The sequence below is a fragment of the Actinoplanes aureus genome (genome assembly GCF_015704865.1).
Classification (GTDB): domain Bacteria; phylum Actinomycetota; class Actinomycetes; order Mycobacteriales; family Micromonosporaceae; genus Actinoplanes; species Actinoplanes aureus.
In genome coordinates, this window is record NZ_JADQTO010000002.1 from 551,645 (window position 1) to 568,119 (window position 16,475).

Sequence of the window (16,475 nt, forward strand, 5' to 3'; positions counted from 1 at the left end):
GATCAAGCCCGCATCAGACGGGCGGCGAACTGCTCCAGACCCGCCAGGTCCACGCCGTCCGGAAGCTGCGGCAGCTCCACCATCGGCCGTCCCAGCTCGGCCAACTCCAGCCGCAGCGACTCCTCCAGCTCCCGCCGGGTGAGGTGTGCCTGTGCCTGTGCTGCGAGTTGGCTCACGGTGCCCTGGGTAGCCGGCAGACCGGCCGCGGTGAGGCCTCGCTTGATCTCCGCCTTGGTCACCCGGCCGGCCGGCAACAGGGCCGGGCGGGCGCCGTTCACGATGATCCGGCCCACCGGGATGCGCAGCGCGTTCAGCTCGGCGATGGCGTCCACGCTCTCCTGGACCGGCATCTCCTCGAGCAGCGTGACGACGTGCACCGCGGTCATCGGCGAGCGCAGCAGCGATGCCACGCCCTCGCTCTGCGTCTTGATCGGGCCGACCTTGACCAGCCGGGCGGTCTCCTCGGTGACGTTCAGGAAACGGCCGATCCGGCCGGTCGGCGGCGCGTCGAGGACCACCGCGTCGTACATCCGGCGGCCGTCGCGGGACCGGGTGGTCGCCTCCTTGACCTTGCCGGTGAGCAGCACGTCGCGCAGGCCCGGCGCGATCGTGGTGGCGAAGTCGATGGCGCCGACCTTGCGCAGCGCCCGGCCGGCCGCGCCGAGCTTGTAGAACATGTCCAGGTACTCGAGGAGGGCCTCCTCGGGATCCACGGCCAGGGCGCGGACCTCACCACCACCGGTCGTGGTGGCGATCCGCTGCTCCGCGTACGGCAAGGGTTCGAGGTTGAACAGCTGGGCGATGCCCTGCCGGCCCTCCACCTCGACCAGAAGCGTGCGCCGCCCGCCGGAGGCCAGGCCCAGGGCCAGGGCGGCGGCCACGCTGGTCTTGCCGGTCCCGCCCTTGCCGGTCACCACGTGCAGCCGCTCCGGCCAGTTCCGGTGTTCGCCCATGCGTCCAACGGTACGGGGCAATCTCAGCCGGACACGTCGCAGACCAGCCAGCCGGACTTGCGGATGACGGTGAACCGCAGATCCTGTGCGGCGGCCTTCTCGTCGTCGGTCGACATGACGACCCGGACGCCGACGGTGGCCTCGTCGTCACCCCGGCTGGCCACGGTGGGGTCGTCCCAGCGGAAGACAGCACCCTGATAGCCGTCCGCGTACGTGCTGATCTGCTCCACCCGCTCGGCGAGCTTGGTCTCGTCCCGCGATTTGCGGCACACCAGGTCCTCGGCGGCGTTCGCGTCCTGTTGCGTGTAGACGGCGGTCAGGAAGCGGTTGACCGCGGTCATCGGGTCCGGCGAGCCGGGATTGTCGGCGTCCCGGAACAGGAAGTACGCCGAGACCGCGCCGCCGCCGCAGAGCACCAGCGTGGCCGCGAACGCCAGGGAGAGGAAGACCGTCGAGCGCCGGCGCGGGTCGCCCGGCAGAAGCGGCGACTGCCCGGTCGGCGGGCCCACCCAGATCGGCTCCGGTCCGGCCTCGGCCGGCGGCGAGTGCTGGTAGGCCAGGTGCTCGGGTGGCACGTGCCGCCACTCGCCGGGTTTCTCGTGCTGGGCGTGCCAGGGGCCGTCCGGCGGCGGCTGATGCCAGCCCTCCGGCGGGGTGTGTGAGATCACCTGGGTCGGGTCGGGCGGAGCGTACGCCGAGTGATGGACCACCGCGCCGGACACCGCCGGATGCTCGGCGGTGTCCGCGTGGAGATCGAGATGCGGTTCGGATGCCCCCGCGACATCCGGACCGCCGTGCCGGGCGACCGGCGGTGGTGGCCCGCCGGCGACCGGTAGCTCGACCGGTGGATCGGTCCCGGCCGCGCTCGTCGCGTGCGGCGGCTCCGGGATCGGGATCGGCTCGTCCGGCGGGATCGGCATCGGCGGTTCCGGGTCGGGCGACGGCGGTGGATCCGGATGTCCGGACCGCTCCCCACCGGCGTGTCGCGTCATGTCACCCTCCGCTGATGGCGTGTTCGCTTTACGTGAGCTTGTCCCGCTCAGCCTAACCAACCACCTGATCCGTCGCGTCCTAAGCTGTGCCGGTAGCCGACGGATAGGGAGTAGTCCACGCCATGCAGAAGTGGGAGTACGTGACCGTGCCCCTGCTGGTCCACGCGACCAAGCAGATTCTCGACAACTGGGGCGAGGACGGCTGGGAGCTCGTCCAGGTCGTGCCCGGCCCCAACCCGGAGCAGCTCGTCGCGTACCTGAAGCGGCCGAAGTCATGACCACGCCGGCGCCGGTGGCCGGCGAAGGTGGGGTGGACGCGTACGCCAAGCTGGCCGAGCTGGGCCTGACGCTGCCGAAGGTGGTTCCGCCGCTGGCGTCCTACGTGCCGGCCGTGCAGTCCGGCAATTACGTCTACGTCTCGGGTCAGGTGCCGCTGGTCGACGGCAAGCTGCCGAAGGCCGGCAAGGTCGGCGACGACGTCACCGTGGAGGAGGCCGTCGAGCTGGCCCGGATCTGCGCGCTGAACGCGCTGGCCGCGATCGAGTCGCTGGTCGGCCTGGGCCGGCTTGTCAAGATCGTCAAGGTGACCGGGTTCGTGGCGTCCGCGCCGGGCTTCACCGGTCAGCCGGCCGTCGTCAACGGTGCCTCCAACCTCTTCGGCGACGTTCTCGGCGAGCAGGGCCGGCACGCACGCAGCGCTGTCGGGGTCTCCGAACTGCCGCTCGGAGCACCGGTAGAGGTGGAAGTCATCGCCGAAGTGGCGTGATCTTGGGGGGATTCGGGCGCTTTTGGTGACCCAAGGTGACCGCGTCGGACATCGTGTCTCGGCCATCGGCCGGGTGCGACGTACGATTCGGGTCATGGGGGGTGCTGAGCCCGAGTCGGCGGGGGTCGACCGGCTACCGGGTTGGGTGACGCTGCTGCGAGCGCCCAACCCGGGTCCGATGACGCTGGACGGCACCAACACGTGGATCTTGCGTGCGCCGGGTGCCGATTACGCGACCGTGATCGACCCCGGCCCGCTGGACGAGGGCCATCTGCGCCGGATCGCCGAGCACGGGCCGTTCCAGTTCATCCTGGTGACGCACGGTCATCACGACCACGTCGAGGGCGCCGACCGGCTCTCCGAGCTGCTCGGCGGGACCGCCGTGCTCGCCGCCGACCCGGCGTACTGCCGGCACGGTGACGTGTTGGACCCGAACGAGTCACTCGGTGGGAACGGCCTCGAAATACAGGTTCTGGACACTCCGGGGCACACCAGCGATTCGGTGTGCTTTCTCGTCGAGTGTGGGAACGACCGTGCGATGTTCACCGGTGACACCATTCTCGGGCGCGGGACCACGGTGGTGGCCCGGCCGGACGGTGACCTGGGGGCGTACCTGGGCAGCCTGGAACTGCTCAGCGCGTACCCCGAGGTGTTGATGTTGCCCGGCCACGGACCGGCCCGGGCCGACACCGCCGAGCGCGCCGACTTCTACCTGGACCACCGCCGGGAGCGACTCGCGCAGGTGGCCGCCGCCGTGGCGGCCGGCGCGACGACCCCGGAAGCGGTCGTCGATCTGGTCTATCCGGACATCGATCCGGGCGTGCGGTTCGCGGCCGAGTGGTCCGCCGCCGCGCAGTTGGAATACCTGGGCCGGACCCACCGGTTGGATCGGCCGTGACCTGCCCCGTGTGCGGGACCGTCGCCGTTCCCGGTGCCCGCTTCTGCCACAACTGCGGTGCCGCCCTGCCCTCGGCCGCCTCGCTGCCCGCGGCCGAGCGCCGCATCGTGACCGTGCTCTTCGGTGACCTCTCGGACTTCACCTCCTGGTCGGAGGACCTCGACCCGGAGCGGGTCGGCGCGGTCACCGACCGGGTGCTCGCCTCGCTGGCCGGCGCGGTGAAGACGTTCGGCGGGCACGTGGACAAGCTCACCGGCGACGGGATCATGGCCGTCTTCGGGGCGCCGGTGGCGCACGAGGACGACGCCGAGCGTGCCGTCCGGGCCGCGCTGAGCATGCAACGCGCGGTGCGCCGGGTGCTCGACGACGAGCGTGGCGGTGGCGCGCCGCTCGGCCTGCGCGTCGGTCTGAACACCGGCGAGGTGGTCGCCGGGATGCAGGCGGGGATCGAATACACGGTCATCGGCGACACGGTGAACACCGCGGCCCGGCTGGCCGACGCCGCCGCGGTCGGCGCGGTCTACGCCGGCGAGCGGACCAGCGCGGGGACCCGGCACGTCGCCTCCTGGCGGCAGCTGCGCCCGCTGCGGCTCAAGGGCAAGCGGGAGCCGGTGCCGACGTACGAGCTGCTCGGCCTGCACGACGCGCCGGGCACCCGGTCCGGCCTCGGTGACGAGGCGCCGTTCGTGGGCCGCGAGATCGAGCTGGGCCGCGTCTCCGGCCGGGTCGCCGAGGCGATCGACTCCGGCACCCCGCGGATCATGGTGATGACCGCGGAGGCCGGCATCGGTAAGTCCCGGTTCGCCGGCGAGGTGAAGCGGCTCGCCCTCGATTTCAACGGACATGGTGCCCGGGTGCTCCGCGTCCGCTGCCGCGCTTTCGGTGAGCGACGCCGGTACGCACCCCTGGCCGACCTGATCCGTAAGGCGGCCGGCCTGCCCAAGGACGTGGTCGCCACGGTCGGCCGTACGGTCGTCGAGGAACGCCTGCGCAAGCTGGCCAACCGGCTCGGCGCCCAGTTCGACACCGACCGGCTGCTGGTGCTGCTCGGCTACGGCGAGGCCAAGACGAACAAGGTGGGCCCGGCCGCCCCGGCGGACTGGCCGCCGAGCGCCAAGCGGGTCGACGCCGAGGCCATCTCGATCGCGGTGGCCGACGTGCTCAACGCGCTCGCCACCGAGTCGCCCCTGATGGTCATCGTCGACGACCTGCACGACGCCACGGCCACCACCATGGACGCGCTCGGCAGCACTCTCTCCCGGCTGGAGGGCCCGGTCGTGGTGCTGCTGCTCGGGCGTCCCGAGCTGGTGCGTACCGCCGGTGCGATGACCCGGCTGGCCGACGCCGAGGTGCACACCCTGCCGCCGCTGCGGGGTGCCGACGCGTCCCGGCTGCTCACCTCGTACCTGAACGGCGGCAAGCTGCCCGCGCACGACAGCGACCGGCTGCTCGCCACCGCGCAGGGCAATCCGTTCTACCTGGCCGAGATGGTCACCCTGCTGATGGAGCGGGGGCTGCTCGCCCCGGCGGTGGGCGCGAACGCGGTCGGCCGCTGGCAGCTGGCCGCCGGATCGCTCGGCAGCCAGCTGCTCTCCCGGGACCTGGCGGCCGTGCTGGCCGCCCGCATCGACGCACTGCCCGCGGAGCCGCGGGCAGTGCTGCGCGACGCGTCGGTGGCCGGGACGACCGTGCCGAGCGGAGTGCTGGAGGCGTTGCAGGAGCGCCGGGCGGGTACCGACATGCTGCCCGGTGCGGTCCCGACGGTGGAGCTCGAACGGGCCGTGGACGAGCTGCTGCAGCGCCGCATGCTGCACCGGTCGCGCTCCGGCGGCTACCAGTTCAGCACCCCGCTGATGCGCGAGGCCGCCTACGCCGGCATCGGCAAGGCGGACCTCGCCGAGCGGCACGCCTACCTGGCGACGTGGGCGGCGCCGGAGACGATCCGGGACGGGCATGACGGCGCGGTCCGGCTCAATCTGAGCGAGAACGAGCGGGACGCGTTCATCGCCACCCACGCCGAGTGCGCGGTGGAACTCGCCGACGCGGTACGGCTGCGCCCGGACGCCGCGGCCCGCGAGGTGGCGCCGCTGGGCGTCGCGGCGCTCGGCCGGATGGCCCGGCGGGCGCTGGCCAACATCGAGCCGGCCGCCGCGATCGAGTACGCCGAGCGGGCCACCACCCTGACCAAGGACGGCCTGTCGCTGGCCGACCAGCTGGTGCACGCACGAGCGCTGCTGCGCCTGGGCCGGGCAGAGGAGGCGCTGGCGTACGGCGAGAAGATCACCGTGGCGGCCGAGGACGACCCGGTGTGTCGCGCCGAGGGGACGATCCTGGTCGGCCGGGCGTACGAGGCGCTCGGCGACACCACCCGGGCGGTGGCGGCCTGGCAGGAGGCCCTCGAAGTGGCCACCGAGGCGCAGCTGCTGCCGGAGCGGGCGAACGCGATGCGCCGCCTCGGCATGGCCGACTTCCTGGCCGGCAAGCTCAGCCAGGCGAGCAGCCGGTTCGCGGCCGCCTACCAGGTCACGCTCGCCGCCGGTGACCGGCACGGGCAGGCCTGGGCGTTGCAGAACCTGGCCTGGGTGACCACCACCCGGGGTGACTTCGCCGGCACCGACGCGGTGCTGGGCCGGGCCGCGCGCCTCTTCGCCGAGCTGGGTGACCCGGTCGGGCGGTCCTGGCTGCGCGGCACCACGGCCTTCGCCCGGCTGCTCGCCGGCCGGTTGCAGGAGTCGCGCCGGCTGGCCCGGATCTTCCTGCCGTTCGGTGACCGGGTCGGCGAGGGCTGGGCGGTGGGCACGCTGCGGGTCGTGGAGGCGTACGCGGCCGCCGAACTGGGCGACCTCGGCGTGGCGGACAGCCAGGCCCGGCGGGCGTTCCGCGAGTTCAACGAGCTCTCCGACGACTGGGGCCGGGGACTCGCCATGGTGGTGCGCGGCGCCATCGCGCGCAGCCTGAACGAGCTGGATCACGCCGCCGACCTGCTCAACGACGCGCTCGTCTACGCCGACCGGACCGGACACCCGCTGCTGCTCGGGATGGCCGGCACCCTGCACGGCTTCGTGGCGTTGCAACGCGGCGACCTGGCCACCGCGGAGGCCGACGCGCGCCGGGTGATGACCGCGGTCGAGCCGCACAACCCGCTGGCGCCCGCACAGGTGGGCCCCCGGGTGCTGCTGGCCGAGGCGCGCAACCGGTCCGGGGACTCGGGTACCGCGATCGGGCTGCTGGCGCCGATCGCAAGTGACACGTCGACCCCCTCGCTGCTCTTCTCGCGTCGGCACGCGCTTGCCGCGTACGCGTCGGCGCTGCTCGCCGACGGCCGGGTGGAGTCGGCCCTGACCTGGATCGAGCGGGCTCGTGAGGTGCCCGCCGAGGACGTCCGCAGCGGTGTGATCCTGGCCATGGTCCGGGCCCGGGTGCTGGCCGCGGCGGACCGGTGCGAGGAGGCCAGGATGGCCGCGGAGGACGCGGTTCGCCTGGCGTACGCGACCGAGCAGGCGAGTGAGCGCGCGGCCGCCGAGGAGCTGCGGGACACCCTCGCGGTGACCGTCGTCGAGGAAACTGTCGCCTACGCGTCTGACGTGCCCGGATGATCTTTGATCCGGCTGGCGTATTTTCTTTAACGTGACGGAGACCCGGCCTGGCACCCTACCCCCGCCGTACGTGCCAGGCATGTCCGGATTGTCGGTAATGGCGCGCGGCGGGTACGCCACTGTGTACCGCGCGACGCAGGACTCGGTGGGCCGCGAGGTCGCCATCAAGATGGAGAACCGCACCCTCGACAACCAGCGGGACCAGGCACGCTTCCTCCGCGAGGCGCGCGCGGCCGGCCGGATGTCGTCGCACCCACACGTGGTCGATCTCTTCGACGTCGGCGTCACGCACGACCAGCACCCCTACCTGATCATGGAGCTCTGCGACGGGTCGTACCTGGACCGCATGCGCGTCTCCCCGCTCACCCCGGTCGAGGCGCGCGACGTCGGCATCAAGATCGCTGACGCGCTGGTGCATTCGCACGCCAACGGTGTGCTGCACCGCGACGTGAAGCCGGCGAACATCCTCTACTCGCACTTCAACGCGGCTGTGCTCGCCGACTTCGGGCTAGCCGTGCTCGGCGAGATGCGCGATTCCTCGGTCACCCTCGAAGTGCTCACCCCGGCGTACGCGCCGCCCGAGATGTTCCGCCACGACAGCCCGTCCGGCGCCTGCGACGTCTACGCACTGTGTGCCACTCTTTACGCGGTGATGAACGGCCGGCCGCCGCGCTGGGACACCGACCGCAGCCCCAGCCTGATCACGCTGATGGATCTCTTCCACCAGCCGATCCCGGAGCTGCCCGGCGTGCCGCGCGCGCTCACCGACATCCTCCGCTACGGCATGGCCAACGACCCGGCGTCGCGGCCCACCGCCGAGCAGCTGCGCGACCTGCTGAACAACCTCCAGCTCGACCCGAACACCCCGCAGCCGCCACCCACCGTCTACCGGTCGGGCTCGACGCCGGGCTACCAGCCGCCGCGGCCGCGCCCCATCGTGCCCAGCACGCCCACCCACGAGGACGACACGCCGACGGTGCACAACCCCGGCGCCCGCAAGGGCTTCTTCAGCCGCTGGTTCAGCTGAGGACGCCGGACAAGCCTTTTTAGGTACGCGTGACGACTGTCCCGCCGAACCCGCACCTCCCGCCGCGACCGCGGCCCCCTGCACCCTTGCGGCCGCAGCGCGGCCGCCGGGCCCAGGCACACCCCGTGCGGTTCCCGGCGGGCGCGCTGGGGCCGTAAGTGGGCTGGTGGTCGCGCGGTAGGGCGGGGACGGTCCCGGTCGGCGGAGCGACCGGTCACGCGTACCGAAAAAGGCGCGTGACCGGAAAGCCCACCGTTATTCGGGGTCGAGGACGGCCAGGAGTTCGCCGGTGTCGACCTCGGCGCCGGGATGCACCGGCAGGGAGGCGACGACGCCGGCGGAGGGGGCGTGGACCGGGTGTTCGAGTTTCATCGCCTCCAGGGTGAGGAGCAGCTCGCCGGCCCGGACGCGCTGGCCGGGTACGACCAGGACGCGGCGGACGGCGCCCGGAAGCGGGGCGATCAGCGAGCTCTCGGCGGCCTCGGGGGCGGGCAGCGGGAAGCGGGAGATCTCCCGGAGAGCGACCGAACCCTCGGGGCTGTCCACGTACGAGACGTCGCCGACCCGGTGTACCAGGACGGTGAGGCGAATGCCCTGCACGTTGAGCACGACCCGCTCGCCGCTCGCCTGGACCACGACGATCGGCGGATGCTCATCCATCGGGGCCTGCCCGAGGCCGGCCAGATCGAGTTCCTCGGGGTCGACCGCGCGTACCCACCAGCCGCCCAGCTCGCCGTGGCGGTTCATCCGGTAGCCGACCTCGACCGGGCCGGTCGGGCCGTCGTACACCGCGGTCTGGGAGCCGGACGGGACGTTGCGCCAGCCGGACGGCAGCGAGCCGAGCACCGGGGCGGTGGCTCGCCGGGCGGCGGCGCCGGCCAGGGCGGCGGCCAGGCAGGACAGGCGCACCGCGTCGACCGAGGACAGCAGCGGGGCGAACACCTCGGGGTGCCGGTCCAGGAAGCCGGTGTCGATGTCGCCGGCCCGGAAGGCGTGGTGGCGCAGCACGCGTACCAGCAGGTCCCGGTTCGAGACCACGCCGTGCAGCTGTGCCCGGGCCAGCGCGGACGCCAGCATCCGGGCGGCCTCCTGCCGGCTCGGTGCCCAGGCGATCAGCTTCGCCAGCATCGGGTCGTGGTGCATGCCGACCACCGACCCGTCCACCACCCCGGCGTCCAGGCGCAGGCCGGGCTGCGGCAGCGGCCGGAACGAGCCGGCCACGTCGGGAACCGCGAACCGGTGCAGGGTGCCGGCGGCCGGCAGCCACGCGTACGCCGGATCCTCCGCGCAGACCCGCACCTCGATGGCGTGCCCCCGGATCGGCGGCGGTCCCGGCATCGGCAGGCTGCCGCCCTCCGCCACCAGCAGTTGCAGGCGCACCATGTCGTAGCCGGAGACGCACTCGGTGACCGCGTGGTCGGCCTGGAGCGTGGGGGTGAGCTCGAGGAACCAGAAGTCGCCGTCGGTGTCCAGGAGGAACTCCACCGCACCGGCGCCCACGTAGCCGAGCGCCCGGACCGCGACGATCGCCGCCCGGCACAGCTCCTCGCGCAGAGCCGGGTCGACCGCCGGCGACGGGGTCTCCTCGACGATCTTCTGATAGCGCCGCTGCACCGAGCACTCCCGCTCGCCGAACGGAACCACCGAGCCCTGGGCGTCGGCCAGGATCGGCACCTCGATGTGGCGGACGTTGCCCACGTACGGCTCGCAGAAGACGTCGCCACCGACCTCGCGGCGGGTGGAGGCGACCGCCTCGGCCAGCGTGGCGGCGTCCCGGACGACCCGCATGCCGGCGCCGCCGGTCCCGATCACCGGCTTGATCAGCACCGGGAATCCGGGCACCTTGTCCGGGTCGGTGAAGCTGGGCAGCACCGGCACCTGTGCCTCGGCGACCAGCTTCTTCACGCCGGTCTTGACGTTCAGCGTACGCAGCGTGGCGGCTGGCGCCCCGACCCAGATCATCTCGGCCTCGACCACCGCGGCGGCGAACTCCGGATCCTCGGCGAGTGCGCCGCTGCCCGGGTGCACCGCGTTCGCCCCGGACCGCTGTGCGGCCGCGATGAGCGCCTCGGTACGCAGGTAGGTGGCCGAGGGCGTGGTGCCCGGCAGGTGGACGGCGTAGTCGGCCTCGGTGACGTGTGGCGCGTTGGAGTCGACGTCGGAGTAGACGGCTACCGTCTCGATGCCGACGAGTCGGCAGGTGGCGAACACCCGGCGGGCGACCTCACCACGGTCGGCCACCAGCAGTCGTCGGATCACTGTCTACCTTTCAAGGTCGGAACACACCGACGGGTCCAGCGCCCTCCACAGCCGCGCTGTGCACGGCGGAGAGACAGAGGCCGAGGACCGTACGGGTGTCGCGGGGGTCGATGACGCCGTCGTCGGCCGAGGCGGTGCACTGCCCTGGCCGGCCCGGTACGGGCCAGCTGAACCGGAATCGTGGTTCGTCGGTGCGGTCCGCCGTGTCGTCGGCGGCGCAACCGATGGTGAGGACCAGGTGCGGGACGGCCGACTTGGCAACCGCGTGCACCAGGGGAGCGTCGTGCCGGGCGTCGGTCTCGGTTTCGCCCGGAGCGCCGCGATGCCGCAGGAAGAGCAGCGGAGTGGCGGTCGCGTTCGCCAGGTGCAGGAAGTGGACCGCCTTCTGGGCCTCGGCGGCCGAGCACACGCCGCTCGGGGTGGCGAGCACCCCGAGCGGGTATCCGTGCAGCTCACCCCAGCCGGCCAGCAGAGCCGGGCCCTGCCCGGGCTTGAACTCGTCGAAGTCGCTGTCGTCGAGGATCCGGGCCAGCACCTCACGTGGCTCGAAGCCGGCCGGGTCGGCGGAGGCCAGGGTGAGCAGGTCCTCGGCGTCGTACCGGGGCGCGGCCGGGTAGAGGGTGCGCGGCGGCGGTCCGTGCTTGCGCCAGTTGAGGCGGCGTACGCACTGGCGGGCCAGCCGCAGCCCGTCCCGCTCGTCCTCGGCGAGCTGGTCGGCGGGCCCGGCCGGCCCGGCCGGCACCACGGGAGTGGCACGCACTTCCACGCCGGAGTGGCCGTTGGCCGTGCCGCGTACCGGCTGCGGGTGGATCGTGAGCACCTTGGCGTGCCCGCGCACCATGATCGTGTAGTCGGAGAGCGCCGGCAGGTAGGCCGCGTCGCCGGTGGTGAGCCCGAAGATCACACAAACGGTCGGTACCCGGTCGGCGGTGAGGCGGCTCAACTCGCGCGCGATGCCGCCGGCCGGCGTGCCGCCGCCCGCCGACTCCACCAGGTTCACCAGGGGCAGGCGGTTGACCGACGCGATCCGCGCGGCCCGGCGGATCTTGTCCGCGGTGTACGGGTTGACCGCGCCCCCGTCCACCGTCGGATCGTTCGCGACGACGACGCACTCGACGCCTTCGACGACGCCGACCCCGGTGACCACGCTGGCGCCGACCGGGTACTCGGAGCCCCAGGCCGCGACCGGGGAAAGCTCCAGGAACGGGCTGTCCTGGTCGAGCAGCATCTCGATGCGCTCGCGTGGAAGCAGCTTGCCCCGGGCGTGGTGCCGGGTGACCCACTTCTCGCCGCCGCCGGCGCGTGCCTGGTCGAGCACGGCCTCGAGTTCGGCGAGAAGTTGCAGGGTGGAGCTGCGCCCCTCCAGGTAGGCGGGATCGCGGGGGTCCAGCGAGGTGTCGAGCACGGTCATGCTGTGCTTCCCCTGGCATGCCCTCCTGGCCCTCGCCTGCGACGTTGAGGGGCAGGCGCGGCCGGGTGCCGCTCGGTGCAGTCGGTCATGCCTTTGCCACCTTTGCCATGCCCCTTCCCTGTTACGCCGGTGCCTCTCGGCCACCTCCGTAACGAGGATCCGTGTGGGTGCGACACGGATCCGGGCATACCGGCCCGGTACCACGAACAGGTGGAACGGGCACGATTACGGGGCCGTCCGCATGGACGGCCCCGTATAAGCGTGCGTGGGTCAGACGCGAGCCCGGCGAGCCAGGCGCTCCGGGTCCAGGATGATCACGCTCTTGCCGTCGAGCCGCAGCCACGCCCGGGAGGCGAAGTCGGCGAGCGCCTTGTTCACCGTCTCGCGCGAGGCGCCGACGAGCTGGGCCAGCTCCTCCTGGGTCAGGTCGTGGGTGACCCGCAGGACGCCCCCGTCCCGGGTGCCGAAGCGACCCGCCATCTGGAGCAGGTTCTTCGCGACCCGGCCCGGGACATCGGTGAAGATCAGGTCGGCGAGCGCGTCGTTGGTCCGGCGCAGGCGGCGAGCCAGCACCCGGAGCAACTGCTCGGCGATCTCGGGCCGGTTGTTCAGCCACGGTCGCAATGACGACTTCTTCAGCCGGGCCAGGCGACTGTCCGTGACCGCGGTCGCCGTAGCCGTACGGGGACCGGGGTCGAAGAGGGAGAGCTCGCCGAGCATGTCCGACGGACCCATGATGGAGACGAGATTCTGCCGACCGTCCGCAGCCCGGCGACCCAGCTTGATCTTGCCGGAGAGCACGATGTACAGGCTGTCGCCGGCCTCGCCCTCGTTGAAGACCACGTCGCCCTTACGGACTTCGATAGTGTCCATCTCCTTGGCGAGCGCCTCGGCGGCTTCCGGGTCGACACCCTGGAAGATTCCGCTGCGAGCCAGTACCTCATCCATCGCCGCACCTCCGAAAACGCGCAACGTCTGCGCTCGATCAGTCTAGGCGCACGCGGGCGGGAAACGGGCGCCCACCCCTTGATCCAGATACTGGACGGTAACCAGATTCGCCATGACCGCCAGTAATGATTCGGCGGTCCGGGCATATCAGGACAGGCCTTTCGTCTGTCGATCCCGCTTGCTGACCGACGGTATCGTCCCGGTCGATGAATCCGCACCCCCCGTCGCGACGCCGGAGTTTGTTCGGCCGACCGGTTCTCACCATCACCATTGCCGTTGCCGCCCTCGTTGGGGCGGGTTTGGGCGGAATTGCCCTGGCGCAACGTGACGACGACAAAAGTGCCCGCTGGAGCGCGCCAACGGCGTCCGAGCCTCCGGTCGCCGGCAGCGCCGCCCCGGTCGAGGAGTCCGCCGAGGTGGAGTCGATCACGCTCTCCGCCACCGGCGACATCATCATGGGCAGCGCGCCCAACAAGCTCCCGGCGAACGACGGGGAGGGCTTCTTCGACTCGGTGCGCGAGGGACTCGAATCCGACCTGGTGATGGGCAACCTGGAACAGCCTCTCACCGGGGACACCGGCACCTCGAAGTGCGGTTCGCCGCCGCGGCCCAACTGCTTCGCCTTCCGCTCGCCGCCGGCCTACGCCGAGCACCTCAAGGACGCCGGCTTCCAGCTGCTCAACACGGCGAACAATCACTCCAAGGATTACGGCACCCAGGGGTACCGCAATACCGTGGCGGCGCTGGAGAAGGCCGGGCTGGAGCACACCGGGGCCGAGGACCAGATCACCGTGGTCGAGGTCCAGGGCGTCAAGGTCGCGGTGGTCGGTTTCTCGCCGTACGAGGGGGCGAACGACCTGAACGACCTGCCCGCGGCCCGGGCCGTCGTGAAGGAGGCCGGGTCGCAGGCCGACCTGGTCGTGGTGCAGGTGCACATGGGTGCCGAGGGCTCCGACAAGACGCACGTGAAACCGGGCAAGGAGCTGTTCTTCGGGGAGGACCGGGGCGACCCGATCAAGTTCAGTCACACGGTCGTGGACGCCGGTGCCGATCTGGTGGTCGGCCACGGGCCGCACGTGTTGCGCGGGATGGAGTTCTACAAAGGCAAGCTGATCGCGTACAGCCTGGGCAACTTCGCGGGCGGCGGCCGGACGCTGTCCCGGGACGGGGTGCTCAAGTACTCCGGGATCCTGCACGTGTCGCTGACCAAGGACGGCGAGTACGCGGGCGGCAAGTTCCTGTCCACGTACCTGAACGACAACGGCGTACCGATCCGCGACAAGAAGAACGAGCGCGGCCGGAAGATGGTCGATCAGCTGTCCGCGGCTGACTTCGACGAGACGGCGGCCACGATCGGCGACGACGGGACGATCAAGCCGTCGGCGTGACCGATGATCTGGAGCAGCCGACGTACTCTTTACCGGTGACTCGACCCCGCGCAGCATCAACGCCTGACTCTGCGCGGAAGAGCTTCGCGCGGGAAACGGATCTGGGCCGCAAGCGGCGGGCCCGCCGGATGAGCCGGGTGCTCACCGAGACCCATCCGGACGCGCACTGCGAGCTGGATTTCACCAATCCGCTCGAGCTGGCCGTCGCGACCATCCTGTCCGCGCAGACCACCGACGTCCGGGTCAACCAGGTGACGCCGAAGCTCTTCCAGCAGTACCGGACGGCCGCCGACTACGCCGCGGCCGACCGGGCCGAGATGGAGCAGCTGCTCCGGCCGACCGGCTTCTTCCGGGCCAAGACGAACTCGTTGATCAGGCTCGGTCAGGCACTGGTCGAGGAGTACGACGGTCAAATTCCCAACAAATTGGACAAATTGGTTAAGTTGCCCGGCATTGGCCGGAAAACCGCCAACGTCATCCTGGGTAACGCGTTCGGTGTGCCCGGCATCACGGTGGACACCCACTTCAAGCGGCTGACCAATCGCTTCGGCTGGGTCGACGAGCAGGACGAGGTGAAGATCGAGTTCCTGGTCGGGGACCTGATCGAGAAGCGCGACTGGACCATGCTCTCGCACCGGGTGATCTTCCATGGGCGGCGCGTCTGCCACGCCCGCAAGCCGGCCTGCGGAGCCTGCGCGCTGGCGACCATGTGCCCGTCGTACGGGACCGGGCCGACCGAGGCGGCCGCCGCGGCGAAACTGCTCAAGGGACCGCGAGCCCGCGACCTGGCCGCGGCCGCCGGTGTCGATCCGGATCTGGTGCCGGCCGCGGCGCTGCTCGCTCCGGAAGAGCCGGAGGGGCAGCTGGCGGCTGCTGTGGAGCCGGCTTCCGTGGAGCCGGAGGAGCGGCTCGCGGCTTCCGTGGAACCGGAGGTTCGGTGAGTCGGGTTCGCGGGGCGCTGGCGGCGGTGGCCGCCGTTTTGGTGCTCTCGGCCTGCACTGCCGCGGTCGAACCGGACCAGCCGGAGACGCCGTCACCGTTCGCCGCTTGCCCGGCACCGTCCGGTGCCCCGGACGGCCTCACTGAGCTGCCTGATCTGTCGCTGGAGTGCTTCACCGGCGGGCAGCCGGTCGAGCTGCGCACCCTGCCTCGCCCAGCCGTGATCAACGTCTGGGCGTCCTGGTGCGCGCCCTGCCGGGAAGAGCTGCCGGTCATGCAGGGCCTCGCCGATCGTGCCGCCGGGCGGCTCAGCGTGATCGGGCTGGACAGCGGAGACCGGCGGGAGGCCGCCGCCTCGTTCGCCACCGACCACGACGTCAGTTTTCCGACTCTGTTCGATCCGGACCGCCGGTTCGCCGGTGAGCTGGGTCAGGCCACCCTGCCGATCACCGTCTTCGTCGACACGGACGGAAAGACCTACATTCACCGCAGCGCTCTGACCGTCGACGAGCTGATCGAAAAGGTACGGGAGCACACCGGCGTGACGGTGACACGATGAGCCGCGGACAGATCCTCGACCGGCCGGACGACCTGCCGCCCTGGTTCGAACCGCTGCTGACCCGGGTCGGGCAGTGCCGTACCGAGGACTTCACCACCCTGCGGCAACCGGCCGGCGGCGACGGGCGCCACAGCGCGGTCCTGGTGCTGCTCGGCGAGAGCGAGCCGGCCGCCGACACCCCGGGCGGCCCCGACCTGCTCGTGCTGCAACGGGCCGCGACCATGCGCAACCATGCCGGGCAGCCCGCCTTTCCCGGCGGCGCGACCGACCCGGAGGACGCCGACGCCGCCGCAACCGCGCTGCGCGAGGCCGACGAGGAGGTCGGACTCGACCGGTCCACTGCGGACGTGCTGGCCCTGCTTCCCGACCTGTGGATCCCGGTCAGCCGCTTCGTCGTCACCCCGGTGCTGGCCTGGTGGCGGAACCCGCACCCGGTGCGGCCCCGGCAGCCCGCCGAAGTGGCGCACGTCGCCCGGCTGCCGATCAGTGAACTGGCCGACCCCGCCAACCGTATCCGGGTGCGACATCCGAGCGGCTGGATCGGGCCCGCCTTCCAGATTCGTGGACTGCTCGTCTGGGGCTTCACAGCGGGGGTGATCTCGGTTCTGCTGGACATGGCCGGCTGGTCGCTCCCGTGGGAGCCGGGTCGCGTCGTCGAACTTCCGGACGCCGCGGCGCCCGTACCCGCGGCGCGTGGCGGGGCGCCCGACGAGGTGGTGCCGTAAACGTGCGCCGGACT

Annotated in this window: 13 protein-coding genes and 1 pseudogene; 9 read left to right on the forward strand and 5 right to left on the reverse strand. The window is 71.8% G+C overall.

Going from position 1 to position 16,475, the window contains the following annotated elements; genetic code table 11:
- Positions 1-2: 2 nt before the first annotated feature.
- Positions 3-953, reverse strand: coding sequence for an ATPase BagA (gene bagA / locus I4J89_RS05585; RefSeq protein ID WP_196412707.1), 951 nt, complete (start codon positions 951-953; stop codon positions 3-5).
- Between the two features lie 23 nt (positions 954-976).
- On the reverse strand, positions 977-1,945 hold the full coding sequence (locus I4J89_RS05590) for an Rv0361 family membrane protein (protein WP_196412708.1): 969 nt from the start codon (positions 1,943-1,945) through the stop codon (positions 977-979).
- Between the two features lie 122 nt (positions 1,946-2,067).
- Between I4J89_RS05590 and sp36 the strand changes: the two genes are divergently transcribed.
- The 5 genes from sp36 (at position 2,068) to I4J89_RS05615 (ending at position 8,232) form a co-directional block, all read left to right on the forward strand.
- Positions 2,068-2,223, forward strand: a complete 156-nt coding sequence (gene sp36, locus I4J89_RS05595) for a Sp36 family protein (protein WP_093619400.1) — start codon at positions 2,068-2,070, stop codon at positions 2,221-2,223.
- Entirely contained in the window at positions 2,220-2,711 is a 492-nt protein-coding gene (locus I4J89_RS05600; RefSeq protein WP_196412709.1) for a RidA family protein, read from the forward strand. Before sp36 ends, I4J89_RS05600 begins: the two co-directional genes overlap by 4 nt.
- A gap of 94 nt (positions 2,712-2,805) precedes the next feature.
- Positions 2,806-3,609 (forward strand): MBL fold metallo-hydrolase, encoded by an 804-nt coding sequence (locus tag I4J89_RS05605; RefSeq protein ID WP_196412710.1) that lies wholly within the window; start codon positions 2,806-2,808, stop codon positions 3,607-3,609.
- Positions 3,606-7,205 carry an adenylate/guanylate cyclase domain-containing protein gene (locus tag I4J89_RS05610; protein ID WP_196412711.1) on the forward strand — a complete coding sequence of 1,200 codons (3,600 nt, stop codon included), beginning with the start codon at positions 3,606-3,608 and terminating at the stop codon, positions 7,203-7,205. The genes I4J89_RS05605 and I4J89_RS05610 overlap by 4 nt, the downstream gene beginning before the upstream one ends.
- Positions 7,206-7,236: 31 nt before the next feature.
- Entirely contained in the window at positions 7,237-8,232 is a 996-nt protein-coding gene (locus tag I4J89_RS05615; protein ID WP_196412712.1) for a serine/threonine-protein kinase, read from the forward strand.
- 255 nt (positions 8,233-8,487) lie between these two features.
- On the opposite strand, the gene I4J89_RS05620 is transcribed toward I4J89_RS05615, so the two are convergent.
- The 3 genes from I4J89_RS05620 to I4J89_RS05630 form a co-directional block, all read right to left on the reverse strand.
- Positions 8,488-10,491, reverse strand: a complete 2,004-nt coding sequence (locus I4J89_RS05620; RefSeq protein ID WP_196412713.1) for an ATP-binding protein — start codon at positions 10,489-10,491, stop codon at positions 8,488-8,490.
- A 10-nt stretch (positions 10,492-10,501) separates the two neighbouring features.
- A complete protein-coding gene (locus tag I4J89_RS05625; protein WP_196412714.1) occupies positions 10,502-11,902 on the reverse strand; it encodes a carboxyl transferase domain-containing protein in 1,401 nt (466 codons plus the stop codon).
- Between the two features lie 270 nt (positions 11,903-12,172).
- Entirely contained in the window at positions 12,173-12,850 is a 678-nt protein-coding gene (locus I4J89_RS05630) for a Crp/Fnr family transcriptional regulator (protein WP_014447921.1), read from the reverse strand.
- Positions 12,851-13,056: 206 nt separating this feature from the next.
- Here I4J89_RS05630 and I4J89_RS05635 point away from each other — a divergent pair, with 206 nt between their 5' ends.
- From I4J89_RS05635 to I4J89_RS05650, 4 genes and pseudogenes are all read left to right on the forward strand, one after another.
- The gene (locus I4J89_RS05635; RefSeq protein ID WP_196412715.1) at positions 13,057-14,238 is read left to right on the forward strand and encodes a CapA family protein; all 1,182 of its coding nucleotides are present in this window, start codon (positions 13,057-13,059) and stop codon (positions 14,236-14,238) included.
- Positions 14,239-14,273: 35 nt separating this feature from the next.
- Positions 14,274-15,080: pseudogene (gene nth / locus I4J89_RS05640) on the forward strand (endonuclease III); the annotation flags it as partial.
- Between the two features lie 95 nt (positions 15,081-15,175).
- A complete protein-coding gene (locus I4J89_RS05645) occupies positions 15,176-15,736 on the forward strand; it encodes a TlpA family protein disulfide reductase (protein WP_309238199.1) in 561 nt (186 codons plus the stop codon).
- Positions 15,733-16,461, forward strand: a complete 729-nt coding sequence (locus I4J89_RS05650; RefSeq protein ID WP_196412716.1) for an NUDIX hydrolase — start codon at positions 15,733-15,735, stop codon at positions 16,459-16,461. The genes I4J89_RS05645 and I4J89_RS05650 overlap by 4 nt, the downstream gene beginning before the upstream one ends.
- The last annotated feature ends 14 nt before the right edge of the window (positions 16,462-16,475 follow it).

Bases quoted from the DNA above. Each gene is read 5' to 3' on its own strand.
- I4J89_RS05605 (WP_196412710.1), top strand. From the start codon at position 2,806: ATGGGGGGTGCTGAGCCCGAGTCGGCGGGGGTCGACCGGCTACCGGGT.
- I4J89_RS05635 (WP_196412715.1), top strand. From the start codon at position 13,057: ATGAATCCGCACCCCCCGTCGCGACGCCGGAGTTTGTTCGGCCGACCG.
- I4J89_RS05625 (WP_196412714.1), bottom strand. From the start codon at position 11,902: ATGACCGTGCTCGACACCTCGCTGGACCCCCGCGATCCCGCCTACCTG.
- I4J89_RS05650 (WP_196412716.1), top strand. From the start codon at position 15,733: ATGAGCCGCGGACAGATCCTCGACCGGCCGGACGACCTGCCGCCCTGG.
- sp36 (WP_093619400.1), top strand. From the start codon at position 2,068: ATGCAGAAGTGGGAGTACGTGACCGTGCCCCTGCTGGTCCACGCGACC.
- I4J89_RS05590 (WP_196412708.1), bottom strand. From the start codon at position 1,945: ATGACGCGACACGCCGGTGGGGAGCGGTCCGGACATCCGGATCCACCG.
- I4J89_RS05600 (WP_196412709.1), top strand. From the start codon at position 2,220: ATGACCACGCCGGCGCCGGTGGCCGGCGAAGGTGGGGTGGACGCGTAC.
- I4J89_RS05630 (WP_014447921.1), bottom strand. From the start codon at position 12,850: ATGGATGAGGTACTGGCTCGCAGCGGAATCTTCCAGGGTGTCGACCCG.
- bagA (WP_196412707.1), bottom strand. From the start codon at position 953: ATGGGCGAACACCGGAACTGGCCGGAGCGGCTGCACGTGGTGACCGGC.